Source organism: Nocardia transvalensis NBRC 15921, assembly GCF_000308875.1.
GTDB classification, from domain to species: domain Bacteria; phylum Actinomycetota; class Actinomycetes; order Mycobacteriales; family Mycobacteriaceae; genus Nocardia; species Nocardia transvalensis.
This window is the reverse complement of the sequence record NZ_BAGL01000122.1, coordinates 1-17,748: the sequence shown is the minus strand read 5'-3', so window position 1 is coordinate 17,748 and position 17,748 is coordinate 1. Positions and strand designations below refer to the sequence as shown.

The 17,748-nt window shown below is 72.0% G+C and carries 10 protein-coding genes; 6 read left to right on the top strand and 4 right to left on the bottom strand.

All coding sequences use genetic code 11. The annotated features are described in order from the left end of the window. Positions 1–6: 6 nt before the first annotated feature. Positions 7–1,683, top strand: coding sequence for a glycerol-3-phosphate dehydrogenase/oxidase (locus tag ON41_RS32370; protein WP_040751998.1), 1,677 nt, complete (start codon positions 7–9; stop codon positions 1,681–1,683). Between the two features lie 116 nt (positions 1,684–1,799). On the opposite strand, the gene ON41_RS32365 is transcribed toward ON41_RS32370, so the two are convergent. Together ON41_RS32365 and ON41_RS32360 are read right to left on the bottom strand one after the other, a co-directional pair. Next, positions 1,800–2,213 carry a protease inhibitor I42 family protein gene (locus tag ON41_RS32365; protein ID WP_157185707.1) on the bottom strand — a complete coding sequence of 138 codons (414 nt, stop codon included), beginning with the start codon at positions 2,211–2,213 and terminating at the stop codon, positions 1,800–1,802. A gap of 195 nt (positions 2,214–2,408) precedes the next feature. Beyond that, on the bottom strand, positions 2,409–3,215 hold the full coding sequence (locus ON41_RS32360) for an SAM-dependent methyltransferase (RefSeq protein WP_040751995.1): 807 nt from the start codon (positions 3,213–3,215) through the stop codon (positions 2,409–2,411). Positions 3,216–3,323: 108 nt separating this feature from the next. Between ON41_RS32360 and ON41_RS32355 the strand changes: the two genes are divergently transcribed. Then, positions 3,324–5,459, top strand: a complete 2,136-nt coding sequence (locus ON41_RS32355; protein WP_051162995.1) for a putative bifunctional diguanylate cyclase/phosphodiesterase — start codon at positions 3,324–3,326, stop codon at positions 5,457–5,459. A 156-nt stretch (positions 5,460–5,615) separates the two neighbouring features. Here the strand turns inward: ON41_RS32355 and ON41_RS42585 are convergent, their stop codons facing one another. Then, positions 5,616–7,664, bottom strand: coding sequence for a helix-turn-helix transcriptional regulator (locus ON41_RS42585; protein WP_040751993.1), 2,049 nt, complete (start codon positions 7,662–7,664; stop codon positions 5,616–5,618). Positions 7,665–8,193: 529 nt separating this feature from the next. After that, the gene (locus tag ON41_RS32345; protein WP_051162993.1) at positions 8,194–9,645 is read right to left on the bottom strand and encodes a DHA2 family efflux MFS transporter permease subunit; all 1,452 of its coding nucleotides are present in this window, start codon (positions 9,643–9,645) and stop codon (positions 8,194–8,196) included. A 276-nt stretch (positions 9,646–9,921) separates the two neighbouring features. On the opposite strand from ON41_RS32345, the gene ON41_RS32340 reads away from it, so the two are divergent. The 4 genes from ON41_RS32340 to ON41_RS32325 all read left to right on the top strand — a co-directional run. Beyond that, the gene (locus ON41_RS32340) at positions 9,922–10,551 is read left to right on the top strand and encodes a TetR/AcrR family transcriptional regulator (protein WP_040751991.1); all 630 of its coding nucleotides are present in this window, start codon (positions 9,922–9,924) and stop codon (positions 10,549–10,551) included. 81 nt (positions 10,552–10,632) lie between these two features. After that, positions 10,633–11,514 (top strand): menaquinone biosynthetic enzyme MqnA/MqnD family protein, encoded by an 882-nt coding sequence (locus ON41_RS32335; protein ID WP_040751990.1) that lies wholly within the window; start codon positions 10,633–10,635, stop codon positions 11,512–11,514. A 35-nt stretch (positions 11,515–11,549) separates the two neighbouring features. Next, on the top strand, positions 11,550–13,670 hold the full coding sequence (locus ON41_RS32330) for an AMP-binding protein (RefSeq protein ID WP_063709992.1): 2,121 nt from the start codon (positions 11,550–11,552) through the stop codon (positions 13,668–13,670). A 67-nt stretch (positions 13,671–13,737) separates the two neighbouring features. Beyond that, the coding region (locus ON41_RS32325; RefSeq protein ID WP_373281377.1) for a type I polyketide synthase at positions 13,738–17,748 on the top strand (4,011 nt) is incomplete at its 3' end.

Genomic DNA, 17,748 nt, shown 5'->3' with positions numbered 1-17,748 from the left:
ACTGCAGTGACAACACAATTGGATTCGCAGTACCGGGCCGAGGGGCTGAACTCCCTGGGCCGCACCGATATCGACGTCCTCGTCATCGGCGGCGGTGTGGTCGGGGCCGGGGCCGCCCTCGACGCCGCCGCCCGCGGGCTGACCACCGTCGTGGTGGAGGCCCGCGACTGGGCGGCCGGGACCTCCAGCCGCTCCAGCAAGCTCATCCACGGCGGCCTGCGGTATCTGGAACAGCTGGACTTCGCGCTCGTGCGGGAGGCGCTCAAGGAGCGCGGGCTGCTGCTGAACCGGCTGGCCCCGCATCTGGTGCATCCGGTGTCGTTCCTGTTCCCGCTGCAACGGCACTGGGAGCGGCCCTACATCGGGGCGGGCGTCGCGCTCTACGACACCCTCGGCGGCGCCCGCGCCCTGCCGATGCACAAGCACCTGAGCCGTTCGCGCGCACTGGAATTGGCGCCCGCGCTGCGCGAGGACGCCATGACCGGCGCGATCCGCTATTTCGACGCTCAGGTCGACGACGCGCGCCACACCATGACGCTCGCCCGCACCGCGGCCCGGCACGGCGCCACCGTGCTGACGCGCACCAAGGTCACCGGCCTGCTCCGTGAGGGGGAGCGGGTCGTCGGCGCGGTGGTCACCGATCTCGAGACGGGTCGCACGCACGAGGTGCGGGCGCGCAGCGTGATCAGCGCGACCGGGGTGTGGACCGACGAGATGAATTCCCTGACGGGCGTGGACTTCCCGTTCCATGTTCGCATGTCCAAGGGCGTGCACATCATGGTGCCGCGCGGGCGCCTGAACCTGCACTCGGGGCTCATCATGAAGACCGAGAAGAGCGTGCTGTTCGTGATCCCGTGGCGGGAGCACTGGATCATCGGCACCACCGATACCGACTGGTCGCTGGACCGCGATCATCCGGTGGCCACCGCCACCGATGTGCGGTACATCCTCGACCACGTCAATTCGCTGCTGCGCGAACCGCTGTCGGAGGCGGATATCGTCGGCACCTACGCCGGGCTGCGGCCGTTGCTGTCGGGCGCGTCCAGCGACACCTCGAAGCTGTCGCGCGAACACGCGGTGGCCGAACCGGTTCCGGGCCTGTTCGTGATCGCGGGCGGCAAGTACACCACCTACCGGGTGATGGCGGCCGACGTGGTCGACGCGGCCGTGGCGGGATTCGGGCAGGCGGTGGGGCCGTCGGTCACCGCGAGCCTGCCGCTGGTGGGCGCGGTCGGCTATCACGAGCTGCTGGACGACGCCGAGGGTGTCGCGGGGCGGGCCGGGCTGCCGGTGGAGACGGTGTCGCACCTGCTGGAGCGCTACGGCTCGTTGACGACGGAACTGATCGGAATGATCGACGCCGCACCGGAATTGGGGATGCGGCTGCCGGGCGGCGGCGACTATCTCGGCGTCGAGGCGGTCTACGCGGTCACCCACGAGGGCGCCCTGCACCTGGACGACATCCTCACCCGCCGCACCCGCATCTCCATCGAGGTGCCCGACCGCGGCCTCGCCGCCGCCGACACGGTAGCCGACCTCGTCGCCCCGCACCTGGGCTGGGACGCCCCCACCAAGGCCGCCGAACTCACCCGCTACCGCGACCGCGTCCGCGCCGAACTCACCGCCAACGAGGCCGCCGACGACGAGACCGCCAACGCGGCGCGGTTGATCGCGGTGTCCTGAGTTCCCGGCCAAAAGCATGCCGGGAAATGAGTAAGGCTGTGCCGAGACTTCCGGCACAGCCCATACTTCCCTGGTGTTTCCGGCGTGCTTTTGGCCGGAAACACCAGGGGCCGCACTCAGCGCACCGTGATATCCAGGGTGAACTCCTGGGCCGGGGCGGCGCCCGGCTTCACCGACACCATGGACAGGTGGGTCGTGCCGGGGTCACCGGCGGTGAAGGCCCACACCGAGGTGCCCGGGCCGCCCGGGAGCAGCTGGCCCGGCTGGCCGCGGAACTGCGGGTCGCCCTCCTGGTGCAGGACGGCCGCGTCGACCTGGCCGACCTGCCAGCTGTAGCCGGTCGACGGGTCGTCCGGCAGCGCCACCACCAGTTCCTGCCCGGCGGACAGCGTCATCGACTGCCCGTTCGCGTCGGTGCCCACCACCATCGGCTCGGCCACCGGCACAACGAAATTCACGCCGGGCGCCGGATCGGCCGCCGCAACCACACTCGGGCCGCCGGCAGCCAGCGCCAGTCCCAACCCAACCATCAGCAAAGGTGTACGCACCACAGTCCTTCCATACGTTCGAGGCGCTCACACCTTACAGTCGCCGCCGCACCGACCGATCATGGATCGGTGAAAACAATTCCCCGGCAAACGTTCCGGGCGGCCTCGGCATCTGATTCCGGCCAAAAGCGTGCCGGAAACATCGGGCCGTCACGACAACGGGAGGGAGATGCCGCCCTACTCCTTCCGGGCCAGACCGCCGTACGCCCCGGACAGTTCGGGGCGTTCGCCCACGTCGTCCGGGTTCTCCGGGCGCCATAGGGGCAGGTGGACCAGGCCCGGCTCGAGCAGCGGCCAGTCGCCGAAATAGGTGGTGATCTCGTCGCGGGAGCGCAGCACGATCTCGGTGGAGGTGCGGCCGGACAGCTTCTGCGCCTCGAGGACCTCCGCGGGCTGGCCGTCGGCCGTGGCGTGCGTGATCGCGAGGTAGCTGCCGGGCGCCACGGCCTCCCGCAGCCGTGCCACGCACGCGGCCGGATCGGCCGTATCGGGCACGAAGTGCAGCACACCCAGCAACAGGACCGCGATCGGCGCGTCGAAGTCCAGCAGCCGCGTCACCTCGGGATCGGCGAGGATCGCCGCCGGCTCGGCGACATCGGCCTGGATGACGGTCGCGCCCGCGTTGCCGTCCAGGATCGCCCGGCTGTGCGCCACCGCGACGGGATCGATATCGGCGTAGACCACCCGCGCCCGCGGCTCGCGCGCCTGCGCCACCTCGTGCACGTTGCCGACGGTCGGAATGCCCGATCCGAGGTCGAGAAACTGCGTGATCCCGGCATCAACCAGATCGCGCACGCACCGGCGCAGCAGATCGCGATTGGCGCGCATGACCTCGGCGACATTCGGGGTGAACGTCTCGATCTGACGCGCCAGCACGCGATCGATCTCGAAATTGTGCATGCCGCCGACGAAATAGTCGTAGACCCGCGAGGCGCTGGGCCGATCCAGATCGATCCCCTCGGGCGCCCAAGTCGGTCTGCTCATCGAAATCCCCTCTGCTACCGGAAGGCGAAGCATCGCAATCGTATTCGAGCAACCACAGAAATGCGTGCGGTTCACATGTTCCGACGGCCCCGGCTACGATCGATCTTTATGGCGTGGGAAGGGTCCAGGGACGTCCTGCACGCCGATCTGGCCGAACGCTGGGCGGCCGCACTCGGCGGCGGGACACGAGATCATGTCGTGCCGCTGAGCGCCGCCGAGGTGCGCGAACTGCTGACGGCGCTGGCCGCGGAGCTCGATGCCGTCGCGCACACCGGGGGCACCGCCCGCGCGGCGCAGGCGGGCGCGCGGCTGGCGGACGCGCATTTCGTCGGCGACGAGGTGCTCGGCCGCAGCGTCGCCGCGATCAGCTCCTATTTCGCCGCGATCGCCGTCACGCCCGACCGGGCCGCGGAGGTGCTGGCCGCCTTCTCCTCCGGCTACATGCGGGCGTTCCGGGCGTGGCTGCTGAGCGAGCAGGAGAGCGTGCACTCCGCCGCCATGACCGCGCGCCGCCGGGCGGAGAAGCGGTTGCGCGCCAGCGAGGCCCGGTTGCGGGCAGTCTTCTCCCAGGCGGGGATCGGCACCGGACTGTCCGATATGACCGGCCGGATCATCGAGGTCAACGCCGCGTTCGCCGGCATGCTCGGCTACCTGCCCGAGGAGATGCTGGAACTCAACGTCGCGGAACTCACCCATCCCGAGGACCCGCCGGCCATGTGGGAGCTGTACGCGGGCGTGCTGCGGGGCGACCACGACAACGTGCAGACGGAGAAGGCCTACCTGCACCGCGACGGCCACACGGTGTGGACCAACATCAACGTCTCGCTGATCCGGGACGAGCACGGGCAGCCGCAGTTCACGCTGGTGCTGGTGGAGGACATCTCCGAACAGCGCGCGCTGCGCGAGCGGCTGCACTTCCGCGCCCATCACGACCCGCTCACCGGGCTGGCCAACCGGACGCGCTTCTTCGACGCGCTGACCGCCGCCTTCGCCGATCCGGCGGCGCACGTCGGGCTCTGCTATGTCGACCTCGACCACTTCAAGAGCGTCAACGACACCTTCGGGCACGCGGCGGGCGACGAACTGCTGACCCAGGCCGCCGCGCGGCTGAGCGCGTGCATCACCCAGCCGGACTATCTGGTGGCCCGCATGGGCGGCGACGAGTTCGTGGTGCTGGTGCCGCGTTCGGGCGGCAGCGGCGAGCTGGCCCGGCTGGCGCGCACCGTGCTGGCCGCGTTCGCCGCGCCGTTCTACATCCACGGCCATCGGCTCGGCATCAGCGCGAGCGTCGGCGTCACGGTGCAGCGCGCCGGGCAGCTGAGCGCCGACGAGCTGCTGCAATCCGCCGATACCACCATGTACTGGGCCAAGGCCGACGGCCGCGCGCGCTACGCGGTCTTCGATCCGGACCGGCGCCGCCGCGAGCACACCCGCGCCGAACTGTCCGCGGCCATGCCCGGGGCGCTGGGCCGCGGGGAGTTCTTCCTCGAATTCCAGCCGATCGTCTCGCTCGCCGACCGCACGCCGCTGGCCGTGGAGGCGCTGGTGCGGTGGCGTCACCCCGAACTCGGCGTACTCACCCCGACCCGGTTCGTGGAGCTGGCCGAGGACAGCGGCCATATCGGCGCGCTGGGCGCCGTGGTGCTCGCCGAGGCGTGCCGCGCCGCGCGGGAGTGGCACGACCGCTACGGGGCGGCGCGCACACCGGTGCTGAGCGTCAACGTCTCGGCCGCGGAGGTGGCGGATCCGACCTGGCTGGACGGGGTGCAGCGGATCGTCGCCGAGACCGGCATGGATCCCCACCGGTTGCAGCTGGAGCTGACCGAGCGGGCGTTCATGCACGCCACCGGGCGTCCGCTGCAGGTGCTGCGCGCCCTGGCCGCGTCCGGGGTGCGCATCGCGATCGACGACTTCGGCACCGGCTACTCGAATCTCGCGTATCTCGGGCAGCTGCCGCTGCACGTGGTCAAGCTGGCCGGGCCGTTCATCCATCGCATCCGCACGCCGAGCACCTCGCGGCGCAGCGACCTGCTCGTTCTACAGACCGTGATCGACCTCAGTCACGAACTCGGGCTGGCCGTCACCGCCGAATGCGTGGAGACCCAGCACCAGGCCGAAAGGCTGCTCGACCTGGGCTGCGACACCGCTCAGGGCTGGTTCTTCCACCATCCGATGCCCGCCGAGCAGATCACCAAACTGCTCGCCGACACCGAGTTCCGGTGGTCCCCCGCGGCCGGCGACTGAGCGTCCCGCGGGGGCCCGGTCTACCTGCGAAGCTGGGCCCGCCGCGGCGGAGTGTTGCACACTTATTCACTATGCTCACGATCTACTACGGGTTGTTCCTCCTGCTGCTGGAGGCCGAGAAGCTCATGGAGCAGATCCTGCAGCAGTGAGACCGCGTCAGACCGCCTCGGTGCGCGCGGAGTCGGCCGCACCGCCGAGTACCACGGTCAGATCGGTGCGGCGCGCGATGCCGAGCTTGCGGTAGACGCGGGTCAGATGCTGTTCCACCGTGCTGGTGGTGATGTGCAGATCCCGCGCGATATCGCGATTGCGGCACCCGGCCGCCGCCAGCCGCGCCACCTTCAACTCCGACGGGCTCAGCGTATCCAGCGCACCGCGCGGATTCTCGGCCGCGTTCACCGAGTGCAGCGCCGGCCCTCGTCCCCCGGCCAGCCGCGCCCGCAGCGGTTCCGCGCCGCACTGCTCGGCCAGCCGCAGCGCCCGCCGCGACGCCGTGCGCGCCCGGTCCCGCTCGCCGACCAGATGGTAGGCGTCGGCGAGATCGGCCAGGGCCGTAGCCAAGCCGAGCATGTTGGGTCCCGTCCCGGCGATGTCGACCGCCTTGCGTAGTAGCCCGATCCGCTGGGCCGGGGCGCTCGTGGCCGCGACCACGCGCAGCGAGGTGGCGCCGGTGGGATGCCGTGCGGCGCCGCGGATGTGGTGCACGTGCGCCGACGCCCAGGTGCGGGCGGAACGCGGATCACCGGCGGCGAGGTACGCCTCGGCCAGATCGTTGCGCCAGGCCACGACGCCGGGAATATCCATGTGCCAGCGCCGCATCCGGTCGCCGCACGCCGCGAAGTCCCGCCGCGCCTCCTCGTATTCGCCGATCGCGAGGAGGTAGCGGCCGCGGGCGTGCAGGTAGTGCAGGCCGATCCGGGACAGCGGCACCGTCTCCGGCAGATCGGTCTCGAGATAGGCCGCGGCCTCGCGGTAGCGGCCGGCGGCGGTCGACGCCTCCACCAGGCTCGCCACCGCCAAACCCGCGTAGGTGCCCAGGCTTTCGCCGCGCACCCGGCCCAGCGCCCCGCCCGCGTGGCCGATGGCGGCGTCGAGCGCGCCGGCCCGCACGTACATCGCGGCCCGCCAGATCGCGAAGATCGACTGCCACGCCGGGGCCCGCCGGGCCGCGGATTCCAGCATCAGCGATTCGCACCAGGTCGCCGCGGATTCCAGGTGCTCGCTGTACACCATGCCGTCGAGCACCATGAGCAGCGCGCCGAAGGTGGTGTCGTCGAGGCGATGCGCGCGCACCAGCCGCCGCGCCCGGGCCACCGCGTGCTCACAGGCGCCGTGCGCGAACACATCCGAGAGCAGGTGTGCGGCATCGGCATCCGATTCCGCCCAGCCGCTGCCCAGAAACGCCGCGGCGCGGTCGGTCTCGCTGCCGGTCGGCGGCTCGCCGACGGCCGACCCGGGGATCTCGCGCAGGCCCGGGTAGTGACACGCCACCCATTCGCGCAGCGCCGACCAGCCGGCGATCCCGGCCGGGTCGCCCGCGTCGGCCGCGGACTCCAGCAGCCGCAGCGCCTCCGCGGCGTCGCCGGTTCGGCCGTGCCACAACAGATATCGCGCCGTCATCGGCAGGCACGCCACCGGCATCGCCCCGGCCCGCAGCGCCGCCAGCAGCCGGGCGAAGCTGCGGTTGGACGTCGACGGGTTGAGCCGCCAGCGGATCATCGCCAGCGTCAGGAGCATGACCGCGCGCTCGGCCTCGTCCCCCGAGAGCCGGCAGGCCAGCTCGAGATAGTCGATGGCCCTGGGGATCTCGTCGTCGGCGACGGCGTCCTCGGCCGCGGCGCGCAGCACCGTGACCGCCCACGGCAGCCGCACGTCGCCGGCGCCGAGCAGGTGGTCGGCCACCCGCACCGCCGGCGCGCCGCCGTCGTTGAGGACCTCGGCGATCCGGCGTTCCAGCCGCTGCCGCACCGGGACCGGGGTCTCGCGCAGCACCGCCTCGCGGACGTCGCGGCGCCGGAACCGCGCGTAGCCCACCAGATTCACCGTGGTCAGTTCCCCCACGACGGACCGCACCGCGGCGCGATCGGCGTCCAGGACGCTTGCCAGGATCCACAGCGCCGTGGGCTGATCCAGCACGGCCAGCAACCGCGCGACCCGGATCCGGGCCGTACCGCCTTGTCTCAAATAGGCCAGCGCCGCGGGCACCGGCCAGCTCCGACCAGCGGCGGGGAGGACCGGCTCGGAGAGTTCTCGCGTCGATTCCGCAATTTTTTCGATAGCTACCAAGGTGCAGAGCCTTACCCAACGGACCGACGCAGACGGGCTGCGACCGGTAACGGATGCGGTACGAGGACCCCGGCGTCCATCGTTCGTCATGGTAATCGCAGAAATGCCCGAATGCGTTCACACCAATGCCGTGCCGAAGCCCCGGAATTCATGGGCAGCAACCGGTAGATTCAGCCGAAGATCCCATGTTCGCCCCCCATTGCCTCGATTTCCATGCTGCTACCCACGGTGCACCCGAAAAACCGGTTCATCGGAAATTCTTCACCCATGCCGGAGAAATACGGCGGACGCGAACACGCCGGTAGGACGTATCGGATCGTCCGATACGCCCAACCGGTTCAGGCGAAATTTTTCTATTCGGGAGTTTCGGTGCGGGCCGCCTTTCCCACCGCCGTTCCGGACGCCGCCGGGCCCCGTCGATCCGGCGAATTCCGGGTTATGAGTTCGATCACACGTCGTCGCGGACGCCCGGTGCGCCGGTGGCCGCCGGGACGGGCGACCCGGTCATCGGGAGGGCGGCCAGGGCCACCGGGACCATCGCGGCGGCGGCGAACCAGAACACCGCGTGCAGCCCGTCGAGCCAGCCGGTCGTGACCGAGGTGGTGATGGCCGCGAACGCCGCGATGCCGAGCCCGCCGCCCATCTGCCGGGCGGTCATGCTCATGCCGTAGCCGGAGGCGAACTTCTCCGGCGGGAGCGAGGTCGCCGCGGCCGAGGACACCGCGGTCATCAGCAGGCCGATCGCCAGGCCGGACAGCAGGCCCACCGGCAGCCACACGGCCAGGAACCGGCTCTCCTCGTGCAGCAGCACGGCGAACAGCACCGCGGAGATGCCGAACAGCACCGCACCGAGGATCGTCGCGATGCGCTGGATGTCCGGATTCTTCGACTTGCCGACGACGCCGGCCCCGATGGCCGCTGTGAACGCGCCCGGCGAATTCGCCAGGCCCGCTTCCCAGATGGAGTACTTCCAGACAACGATCGTCCACAGCGGGCAGGCCAGCAGCCACGCGAACATCGCGATGCCGAACAGGAAGGACACCGCGCTGGCGGAGGCGAACTTCCGGTCCGCCCAGAGCTGCACCTCGAACACCGGCGCGCGGTGCCGCAGGGAGCGTCCTATCCCGGCCGCCAGCAGCGCCACGCCGCCCAGGGTGGTGGCGAGGAATCCCGCACTCCCCCAGCCCCATTCGCCGCCCTGGGTGAGCCCCACGACGACCAGGCCGACGCCGAGCGCGACCAGCGCCGCGCCCACGGGATCGGGCCGCACCCGCTGCTCGGGCTTGATCTCGGGCAGCCACGACCAGCCCACCGCGCAGGCCAGGATGCCGACCGGCACGTTGATCAGGAAGACCGCCCGCCAGTCCCAGGCCCATACCAGCAGCCCGCCGAGGGCGGGACCGAAGGCGGCGGCCGCGGAGGAGGCCGCCGCCCAGGCCGCCACCGCCGCGACCCGGCGCTCCGGCGGGTACGACCCGAGCACCAAGCCGAGCGCGGCGGGGATCATGCCGCCGGCCGCGACGCCCTGCAAACACCGTGCGGCGATGAGGAATTCGACGCTCGGCGCGATGGTGCACAGGGCCGAGGCGACGGTGAAGCCGAGCAGCGACCACAGGAACACCGCCTTGCGGCCGACCACGTCGGCGTAGCGGCCCACGGGGGTCAGCACGGCCGCGAAGAACACGGCGTATCCGGACACCACCCACGACAGGGTCGGCAGCGCGGTGTCGGGGAAACTTTCGAAGATGTCGGAGAACGCGACGTTCACCACGGACATGTCGAGGAAGGCCACGAAGGTGGCCACCGAGGTGATCAGCAGGACACGCCGCGGCTCGATCGCCGGGCGGCCGGGTGCCGCGCTCCGATTTACCGAGATCTTGTCGGCGAGGTCGTCAGTCATCGTCCACCTGCCGGAGTCACGAGAGGGCACATCGGAAAGTCCTCACAGTTGTTGAACCGAACGTTCGTGCGCGATAATTAACGCACGATCGTTCGTTTCGGTCAAGACGAGGTGTCGAGCTACCTGAACCTGGGTACCCCGCCCGTACTCGGCGAACTGCGCGAAGCACGGGCGGCGGCACCGACCGCGGGCACGAACTTCACGAACGACCGTTCGGCTAGGATGACTGTCCAGGGGTATGCCCTACAGGGCAGGTGAAGAAGGAGACTGGGGTCGATGACCGAGACTCGCCCGGCACGCGGGCACGACACCCGTCGCGCGATCCTGCGCGAAGCGGTTCAGGTCGGCGCGGTGGAGGGCCTGGACCGGCTCACCATCGGCCGGCTGGCCACCGCGCTCGGCGCCAGCAAGAGCGGCGTCTTCGGCCTGTTCGGGTCGAAGGAGGAGTTGCAGCTGGCCGCCATCGAGGAGGCCAAGTCGACATTCGTCGCCGAGGTGATCGGCCCGGCGCTGCGCCGGCCCTCGGGCATCGACCGGCTGCGCACGCTGTGCGAGGCGTGGCTGGACCACACCAGCAAGGACGCCGCGGCCGACGGCGCCTGCTTCTTCCTGTCTGTCGGGTCCGAGTACGGGTCGCGGCCCGGCCGGGTGCGCGACGCGATCGTGTCGGTGTGGCAGCAGTGGCACGACTTCCACCGCCAGACCATCGTGGAGGCCCAGCAACTGGGCGAGATCACCCCCGGAACCGATCCGGCGCAGCTGGCCTTCGAGCTGGCCGCCATCGAGCGCAGCGCCGTCGCCGACGCGACCCTGCTGGACGATACGGCCGTCTTCGACCGGGCCCGCACGGCGATGCTGCGGTTGCTGCGCGAGCACGCGACCGATCCCGATCGGATCGCGGTGTAGCGCACAACCGTTCGGTGAGACGGCGACCTTAGGGGCCGCGTAGGGGTTACCGCCCCTGCACCGGTGGACGACAGTGAGCCTATGCGCTCACTGTCCGGCCCGGCCGCCCGCACCGGCCACCGCACGACCGTGCGGCCTCGTCCGCGGGTCGGTCATATCGACTTCCTCAACTGGCTACCCATCCTGTGGGGGCTGGCCCGCACCGGCAACCTGATCGAACTCGATCTGGTGCACGGCACCCCCGACGATCTGAGCGACGCGCTCGCCGCGGGCAGGCTCGATCTCGGGCCGATCAGCCTGGTCGAATATCTCTCGCACGCGGACGATCTGGAGCTGCTGCCGGATCTGGCGATCGGCTGCGACGGGCCGGTGATGTCGTGCCTGATCGTGAGCCGGGTGCCGCTGGACCGGCTGGACGGCGTTCCGGTGGCGCTGAGTTCGACCAGCCGCACCTCGGTGCGCCTGGCCCGGCTGCTGCTCAGCGAATGCGTCGGGGTGCGGCCGCGGTTCTTCGTGAGCCCGCCCGATCCGGCGATCATGTTCACCCAGGCCCCGGCCGCCGTGCTGATCGGCGACGTGGCGCTGCGCACCGCGCTGTTCGACGCTCCCGCACGGGGTTTGGCCGTGCACGACCTCGGGCAGATGTGGCGGGACTGGACGGGGCTGCCGTTCGTCTTCGCCGTCCTCGGGGTGCGGCGCGAGTTCGCCGCGCGCGAACCGGAGACGGTGCACCGCGTGCACAGCGACCTGCTCGCCGCGCGGGATCTCGCGCTCACCGAGATGGACGAGCTGTGCGAAAGGGCCGCGCGCTGGGAGGAATTCGACGCGGACACGCTGCGGCGCTACTACACCGGCGCACTCGACTTCGGGCTCGGGCCCCGGCACCTCGCCGGGATCGCCGAGTTCGCGCGGCGGGCGGGATTTCCCGCGAGCCTGCCTGTGGCACTGCCGGATTCGGCGTGACGCGGCGGCGGTAACCGACGACACCGGGAGGATGGATGACGGGGACGGTGGATCTGGGCGCGGCCGCACGCGTCGACGACCTGGCCGCGCGGGCCGGGCGGCGGGTGGCGGTGGTGTACGAGGGCGGCACCTACAGCTATGCCGTGGTGGCCGCGCAGGCGCGCAGGCTCGCGGCGGTGCTGGCCGCCGGGGGCGCGGGGGACGGGGACCGGGTGGTGTACCTGGGCGGCAACAGCGTGACGTTCCTCGCGACCTTCCTGGCGGCGACGCGGCTGGGATCGGTGTTCGTGCCGGTGAATTCGCGGCTGACCGCGCCCGAGGTGGCGGTGGTCCTCGGCGACTGCGCACCGCACACCCTCGTGGTGGAGCCGGGGCACCGGGAAATCGCGGACGCCGCCGCGCCGGAGGGGACCCGCCTGCTGCTGGTCCCCGGTGATCCGGCGGCCGATATCGACGAAACACCGAGCGCCCCTTGGGAAACACTGCCGGCGGACGATCTGCCGGCGCCCGATCCGGTGCCGTGTCCGGCCGACCGGCTCGCCATGCTGGCCTATACGTCGGGCACCACGGGCCGCCCCAAGGGCGTCGAACTCACGCACGGCAATCTGTGGTGGAACGGCGTCAATATGGACATGGTGGCGCCGGCCCTGCCGCTGGACGTGACGCTCGTCGTCGCTCCCCTGTTCCACACCGCGCCGCTGGGCTGTTTCGCGCTGCGCACGCTCACGCGCGGCGGCACCGTGGTGCTGCGCCGCGACTTCCAGGCGCCGCGGATGCTCGCGGATCTCGTCGACTACCGGGTGACCACGGTGTTCGCGGTCCCGGCCATGTTCGCGGCGGTCGCGGCGCTCGCGGAGTTCCCGGAGGCGGATCTGTCGGCGCTGCGCACCGCGGTCACCGCGGGCGCACCCGCCCCGGCCCCGCTGATCGAGCGGTATCGGGCGCGGGGCATCGCGCTGCAACAGGCCTACGGCCTGACCGAGACCCTGTTCGCGACCTGCCTGCCCGCCGACCGGACCGCGGAGCATCCGGGGTCGGCCGGTCTCGTCCTGCCCTACACCGAGATCCGGATCGTCGATCCCGCCGGTGGCGCACCGCTCGAACCCGGTGAGCGGGGCGAGGTGTGCCTGCGCGCCCCGACCGTCTCGCGCGGCTACCGCGACGCGCCCGAGGCCACCGCGGCGGCCTTCGCGGACGGCTGGTTCCGCACCGGCGATATCGGATATCTGGATGCCGACGGCTGCCTGTACCTGGTCGACCGGCGCAAGGACATGATCATCGTCGGGGGTGACAACGTGTACTCGGCCGAGGTCGAGCACGTGCTGGAACGCTTCCCGGGCGTCGAGGACGTGGCGGTGGTCGGGGTACCCGATCCGCACGAGGGCGAGAGCGTCGTCGCGGTCGTGACCGGCCGCGCCGGTATCCGTCCGGCGCTGGCCGAGCTGCGGCGGTTCGCCGAGGGCGAGCTGGCGCGCTACAAGCTGCCGACGCGGGTGGTGCACGCCGGGCAGATCCCGCGCAACGCGATGGGCAAGATCGACAAGGTCGGTATCCGCGCAGCCCTCGCCGCGGACGACTACAGCGTCTTCGACTCGCCGGATATCGACGAGGCGGCCGAGACACCTACTGCCGCAACGCCTTCGCACACCCCGGTCGCGCCGCAGTGGCTGCGCGAGCTGCCGTCGCTGCCGCCGGACGAGCAGTACCGCCTCGTCTTCGACGTGGTGGCGGCCGGTCTGGCCCGGACCATTCGCGGCGCGCCGCCGGTCCTCGCGGAGGACGACCGGTTGCGCGATATCGGGCTGGGTTCACTGGCCGCGGTGGAGCTGGCCCGCCACCTCGGCGAGACCCTTCAGCTGGACCTGCCCAGTACGGCGCTGTTCGATCACCCCACGGTCGGCGCGCTGGTACTGCACCTGCGTACCCGGCTCGCGACGCGCGGCGCGCGCCCCGCGATCCTCGACCGGATCACCGAATTCGAGCGCGCGCTGCGGCACGACACCCTCGACCCGGCCGTCCGGGCCGAACTGCGCGCCCGCCTGCGCACCTCCCTCGACCACCTCACCGGCTCCGGCGACGCGGCCCCGGCCGACCTCACCGGCGCGACCGACCGCGAGCTGTTCGACCTGCTCGACGCGGAGCTCGGAACACGCTGAACCACCGTCCCCCGACCACTCGAGCCCTGCCGCTGGGGAGGAGCATCCCGTGACCGACGACACCGCCATGCGCGACTATCTCGAGCGCGCCACCGCCGCACTGCTGGACGCCCGCGCGCGACTGCGCCGGGCGGAGGCCGCGCCCCGCGAGCCGATCGCGGTGGTGGGGATCGGGTGCCGGTATCCCGGCGGCATCGAGTCCCCGCAGCAGCTGTGGGATTTCGTGGCCGACGAGCGAGAGGCGGTGGGGCCCTTCCCCACCGACCGCGGCTGGCATCCGGAGGCGCTGCTGGGCGACGACCCGGACCGGCCGGGCACCGTCACCGCCGAGGGCGGCGGATTCCTCGACGCCCCCTTCGATTTCGACGCCGACTTCTTCGGCATCTCCCCGCGCGAGGCGCTGGCGACGGATCCGCAGCAGCGGCTGCTGCTGGAGGTCGCGTGGGAGGCGCTGGAGCGGGCCGGTCTGGATCCGAAGGCGTTGCGCGACAGCGATTGCGGCGTCTTCGTCGGCGCGATGTACCACGACTACGCCAGCCGGTTGCGCGAGGTGCCCGGCGAGCTGGAGGCGCAGCTGGGCACCGGCAGCGCGGGCGGCGTGCTGTCGGGCCGGATCGCCTACAGCTTCGGGTTCACGGGTCCCGCCGTGACCGTGGATACGGCGTGCTCCTCGTCGCTGGTGGCGGTGCATCAGGCGATGCAGGCGCTGCGCGGCGGCGAATGCGGCCTGGCGCTGGCGGGCGGGGTGACCGTGATGTCGTCGCCGTCGAGTTTCCTGGAGTTCAGCCGCCAGCGCGGCCTGGCCCGCGACGGCCGGTGTAAGGCGTACGCGGCGGCGGCCGACGGCACCGGGTTCGCCGAGGGCGTCGGCGTCCTGGTGCTGGAACGGCTGTCGGAGGCGCGGCGGCACGGGCATCGGGTGTGGGCCGTGCTGCGCGGGTCGGCGGTGAATTCCGACGGCGACTCCCCCGGCCTCACGGTGCCCAGCGGCGCCGCGCAGGCGCGGGTGATCCGGCAGGCGCTCGCCGCGGCGGGCGTCGCGCCCGGTGAGATAGACGCGGTCGACGGGCACGGCACCGGGACCACCCTCGGCGATCCGATCGAGGTGCGCGCGCTGCTGGAGGTGTTCGGCGACCGGGACGGCGATCCGCTGTGGCTGGGTTCGGTGAAATCGAATCTCGGGCACACCCAGGGCGCCGCCGGTGTGGCCGGGGTGATCAAGATGATCATGGCGATGCGGCACGGGATCGTCCCGGCCACACTGCATGTCGACGAGCCGACCCCGCACGTGGACTGGTCCGCGGGCGCGGTGCGACCGGCGCTCGCCGCGCGCGAGTGGCCCGCGACGGGGCGGCCGCGCCGGGCGGGGGTGTCGTCGTTCGGGATCAGCGGCACCAACGCGCACGTCGTCATCGAGCAGGCGCCCGCGGAGGATCCGAAACCGGCCCGCCCGCAACCACTGTCGCCGTTCACGACGTGGGTGCTGTCGGGGCCCGGCGATGCGGCGCTGGCCGGGCAGGCGGCCGGGCTCGCGCGGCACGTCCGCGCGCATGCCGATCTGCCCCTCGCGGAGATCGGCGCCGCGTCGGCGGCCCGGACCCGATTCTCCCGTCGCGCCGCCGTGTTCGGCCGGGACCGCGGGGAGTTGCTGGCGGCCCTGGATACGCTCGCGGCGGGCGGGGAATCGCCCACCGTCGTCCGCGGCAGCGCGCCCGCGGGGCCGGTCGCGACCGCCGTCATGTTCCCCGGGCAGGGTGCGCAGCGTGTCGCCATGGGCCGCCAGCTGTATGCCGCGCACCCGGTCTACGCGCGGGCATTCGACGAGGTCTGCGGTCACTTCGCCGAGCACCTGGACGCCGACCTGGCCGAGGTTGTGTTCGCCGAACCGGGCACCGCGGCGGCGGAGTCGCTGGCCCGCACCAGCTTTACGCAAGCGGCGCTGTTCGCGGTCGAAGTGGCGCTGTTCCGGCTGGCCGAATCCTTCGGGCTGCGACCGGATTTCCTGATCGGCCACTCCATCGGGGAACTCACCGCCGCGTATCTCGCGGGTGTGTGGAGCCTGCCCGACGCCGCGACGCTGGTGGCCGCGCGCGGCCGCCTGATGGACCGGCTTCCGGGCCGCGGCAGCATGATCGCGGTCGCCGCGGGCGAGCACAAGGTGACGCCGCTGCTGGTCGGCCGCGAGCACGCGGTGTCGGTGGCGGCGATCAACGGCACCTCCGCGGTCGTGCTGTCGGGCGCCGACACCGCGGTCGGCGAGATCGCCGCCACCCTGGAGACGCTGGGGCGGCGCACCTCCCGGCTGCGGGTGGCGCACGCCTTCCACTCGCCGCTGGTGGAGCCGATGCTCGACGAGTTCGCGCGGGTGTGCCGGAGTATCGAGTACCACGAGCCGGCGCTGCCGATCGTGTCGAACGTGACCGGGGCGCTGGCGGATCCGGCGCGGCTGCGCGATCCGGGGTACTGGGTCGACCAGGTGCGCCGTCCGGTCCGGTTCTTCGACGGGCTGCGCGGCCTGCACGACGACCACGGCGTGCGGGTGTTCGTGGAGGTCGGGCCGGGCAGCACGCTCACCGCTCTGGCGCGGGAGGCGTTCTCCGGCACCCCCGCCGTGACCACGACGCCGCTGCTGCCGGGTCGGCGCACCGAACCGGACGCGGTCGTCGCGGGGCTCGCGGCGGCGCATACCGCCGGCACGCCGATCGAATGGTATCCCGGCGTCACCCCCGATCCGGACGTACTGCCGACCTACGCCTTCCAGCATCGCCGGTACTGGCTCGATGCCGGCGACACCGTGGGCGCGGACCGCGAACGTACCGGGCACCCGCTGCTGGACCGCTGCCTGGAACTCGCCGACGGCGGATTCCTCTTCTCCGGCAGCCTGTCTCGCGGCTCGGCCGGATGGGTGTCCGACCACGTCATCCACGACACCGCACTGCTCCCGGCGACCGCCTTCGTGGATATGGCGTTGCTGGCGGGTGAGCGGGCCGGTGACGACTACATCGAGGAACTCACTCTCCTCGAACCGCTGGCGATTCCCGAAACCGGTTCTCTCCCTCTGCAACTCGCCGTCGCCGCCCCCGCTCCCGGCGGGCGTCGCGGTCTGACCGTCCACACCCGTCCGCCGGACGGCGCCTGGGTCCTGCACGCCGAGGCGACCTTGTCCCCCGCCCCGGCCGACGCGTCGATCGCGCCCGCCGAGACGTCGGTGCGCGGCTGGTCGCAGGACGGGGCCGTCGCCGCCGACCTGGACGCGCGGTATCGCGAACTCGCGGCGGCGGGTTATCAGTACGGGCCCGCGTTCCGGGGCGCGACGGAGGTGTCCACGCGCGGCGACGACCACCTGACCGTCGTCGCCGGGATGCCCGCCGGTGGTCATCGCATTCATCCCGCGGTGCTCGACGCCGTCCTGCATCCGCTGGCCGCCGCGTCGGGGCCGATACGGATGCCGTTCTCCTGGCGCGGGATTCGCTTCTTCGGTCCCGCCGAGGGCGCGGTGCGAGCGCGACTGACCACGGGCACCGACACCTCCGTCGACGTGGTCGACGCGAGTGGTCGCGCGGTGCTGTCGGTGGAGGCGCTCGTGCTGCGGCCGGTGGCCCTCGGCGCCCTCGGGGCCCGCTACCGGCTCGGCTGGATCCGGCCGTCCGCCGAGGGTCCGGGCCTGGCGTGGCCGGACCTGAGCTGGTTCGACCTGCCCGCGTTCGAGCCGACGCCCACGGGCGTGCGGGCCGCGCTGGACGCGGCGCTGGATCGGATCCGGGCGTGGTTGCGCGAGGCCGATACCGGACTGCTGGCGATCCGCACCCGCGGCGCGGTGGCGGTGGGCGGCGCGGCCGTCACCGATCCGGCCGCCGCGGCGGTGTGGGGGCTGGTGCGGTCGGCGCAGTCGGAACATCCGGGCCGCTTCCTGCTCGTCGACACCGACGACGGGGCGACGAGCCCGCTGCCGGCGGGTGAACCCCAGATCGCCACGCGCGGCGGCGATGTGCTGGTGCCGCGGCTGGTCCCCGCTTACGAGCCGGCCGTCGGGTCGCCGTGGCGACCCGACGGCACCGTGCTGATCACGGGCGCGGGC

Coding starts and splice junctions, on each gene's coding strand:
- ON41_RS32365 (WP_157185707.1), bottom strand. CDS start 2,213: ATGGTTGGGTTGGGACTGGCGCTGGCTGCCGGCGGCCCGAGTGTGGTT.
- ON41_RS32360 (WP_040751995.1), bottom strand. CDS start 3,215: ATGAGCAGACCGACTTGGGCGCCCGAGGGGATCGATCTGGATCGGCCC.
- ON41_RS32355 (WP_051162995.1), top strand. CDS start 3,324: ATGGCGTGGGAAGGGTCCAGGGACGTCCTGCACGCCGATCTGGCCGAA.
- ON41_RS32345 (WP_051162993.1), bottom strand. CDS start 9,645: ATGACTGACGACCTCGCCGACAAGATCTCGGTAAATCGGAGCGCGGCA.
- ON41_RS32340 (WP_040751991.1), top strand. CDS start 9,922: ATGACCGAGACTCGCCCGGCACGCGGGCACGACACCCGTCGCGCGATC.
- ON41_RS32335 (WP_040751990.1), top strand. CDS start 10,633: ATGCGCTCACTGTCCGGCCCGGCCGCCCGCACCGGCCACCGCACGACC.
- ON41_RS32330 (WP_063709992.1), top strand. CDS start 11,550: ATGACGGGGACGGTGGATCTGGGCGCGGCCGCACGCGTCGACGACCTG.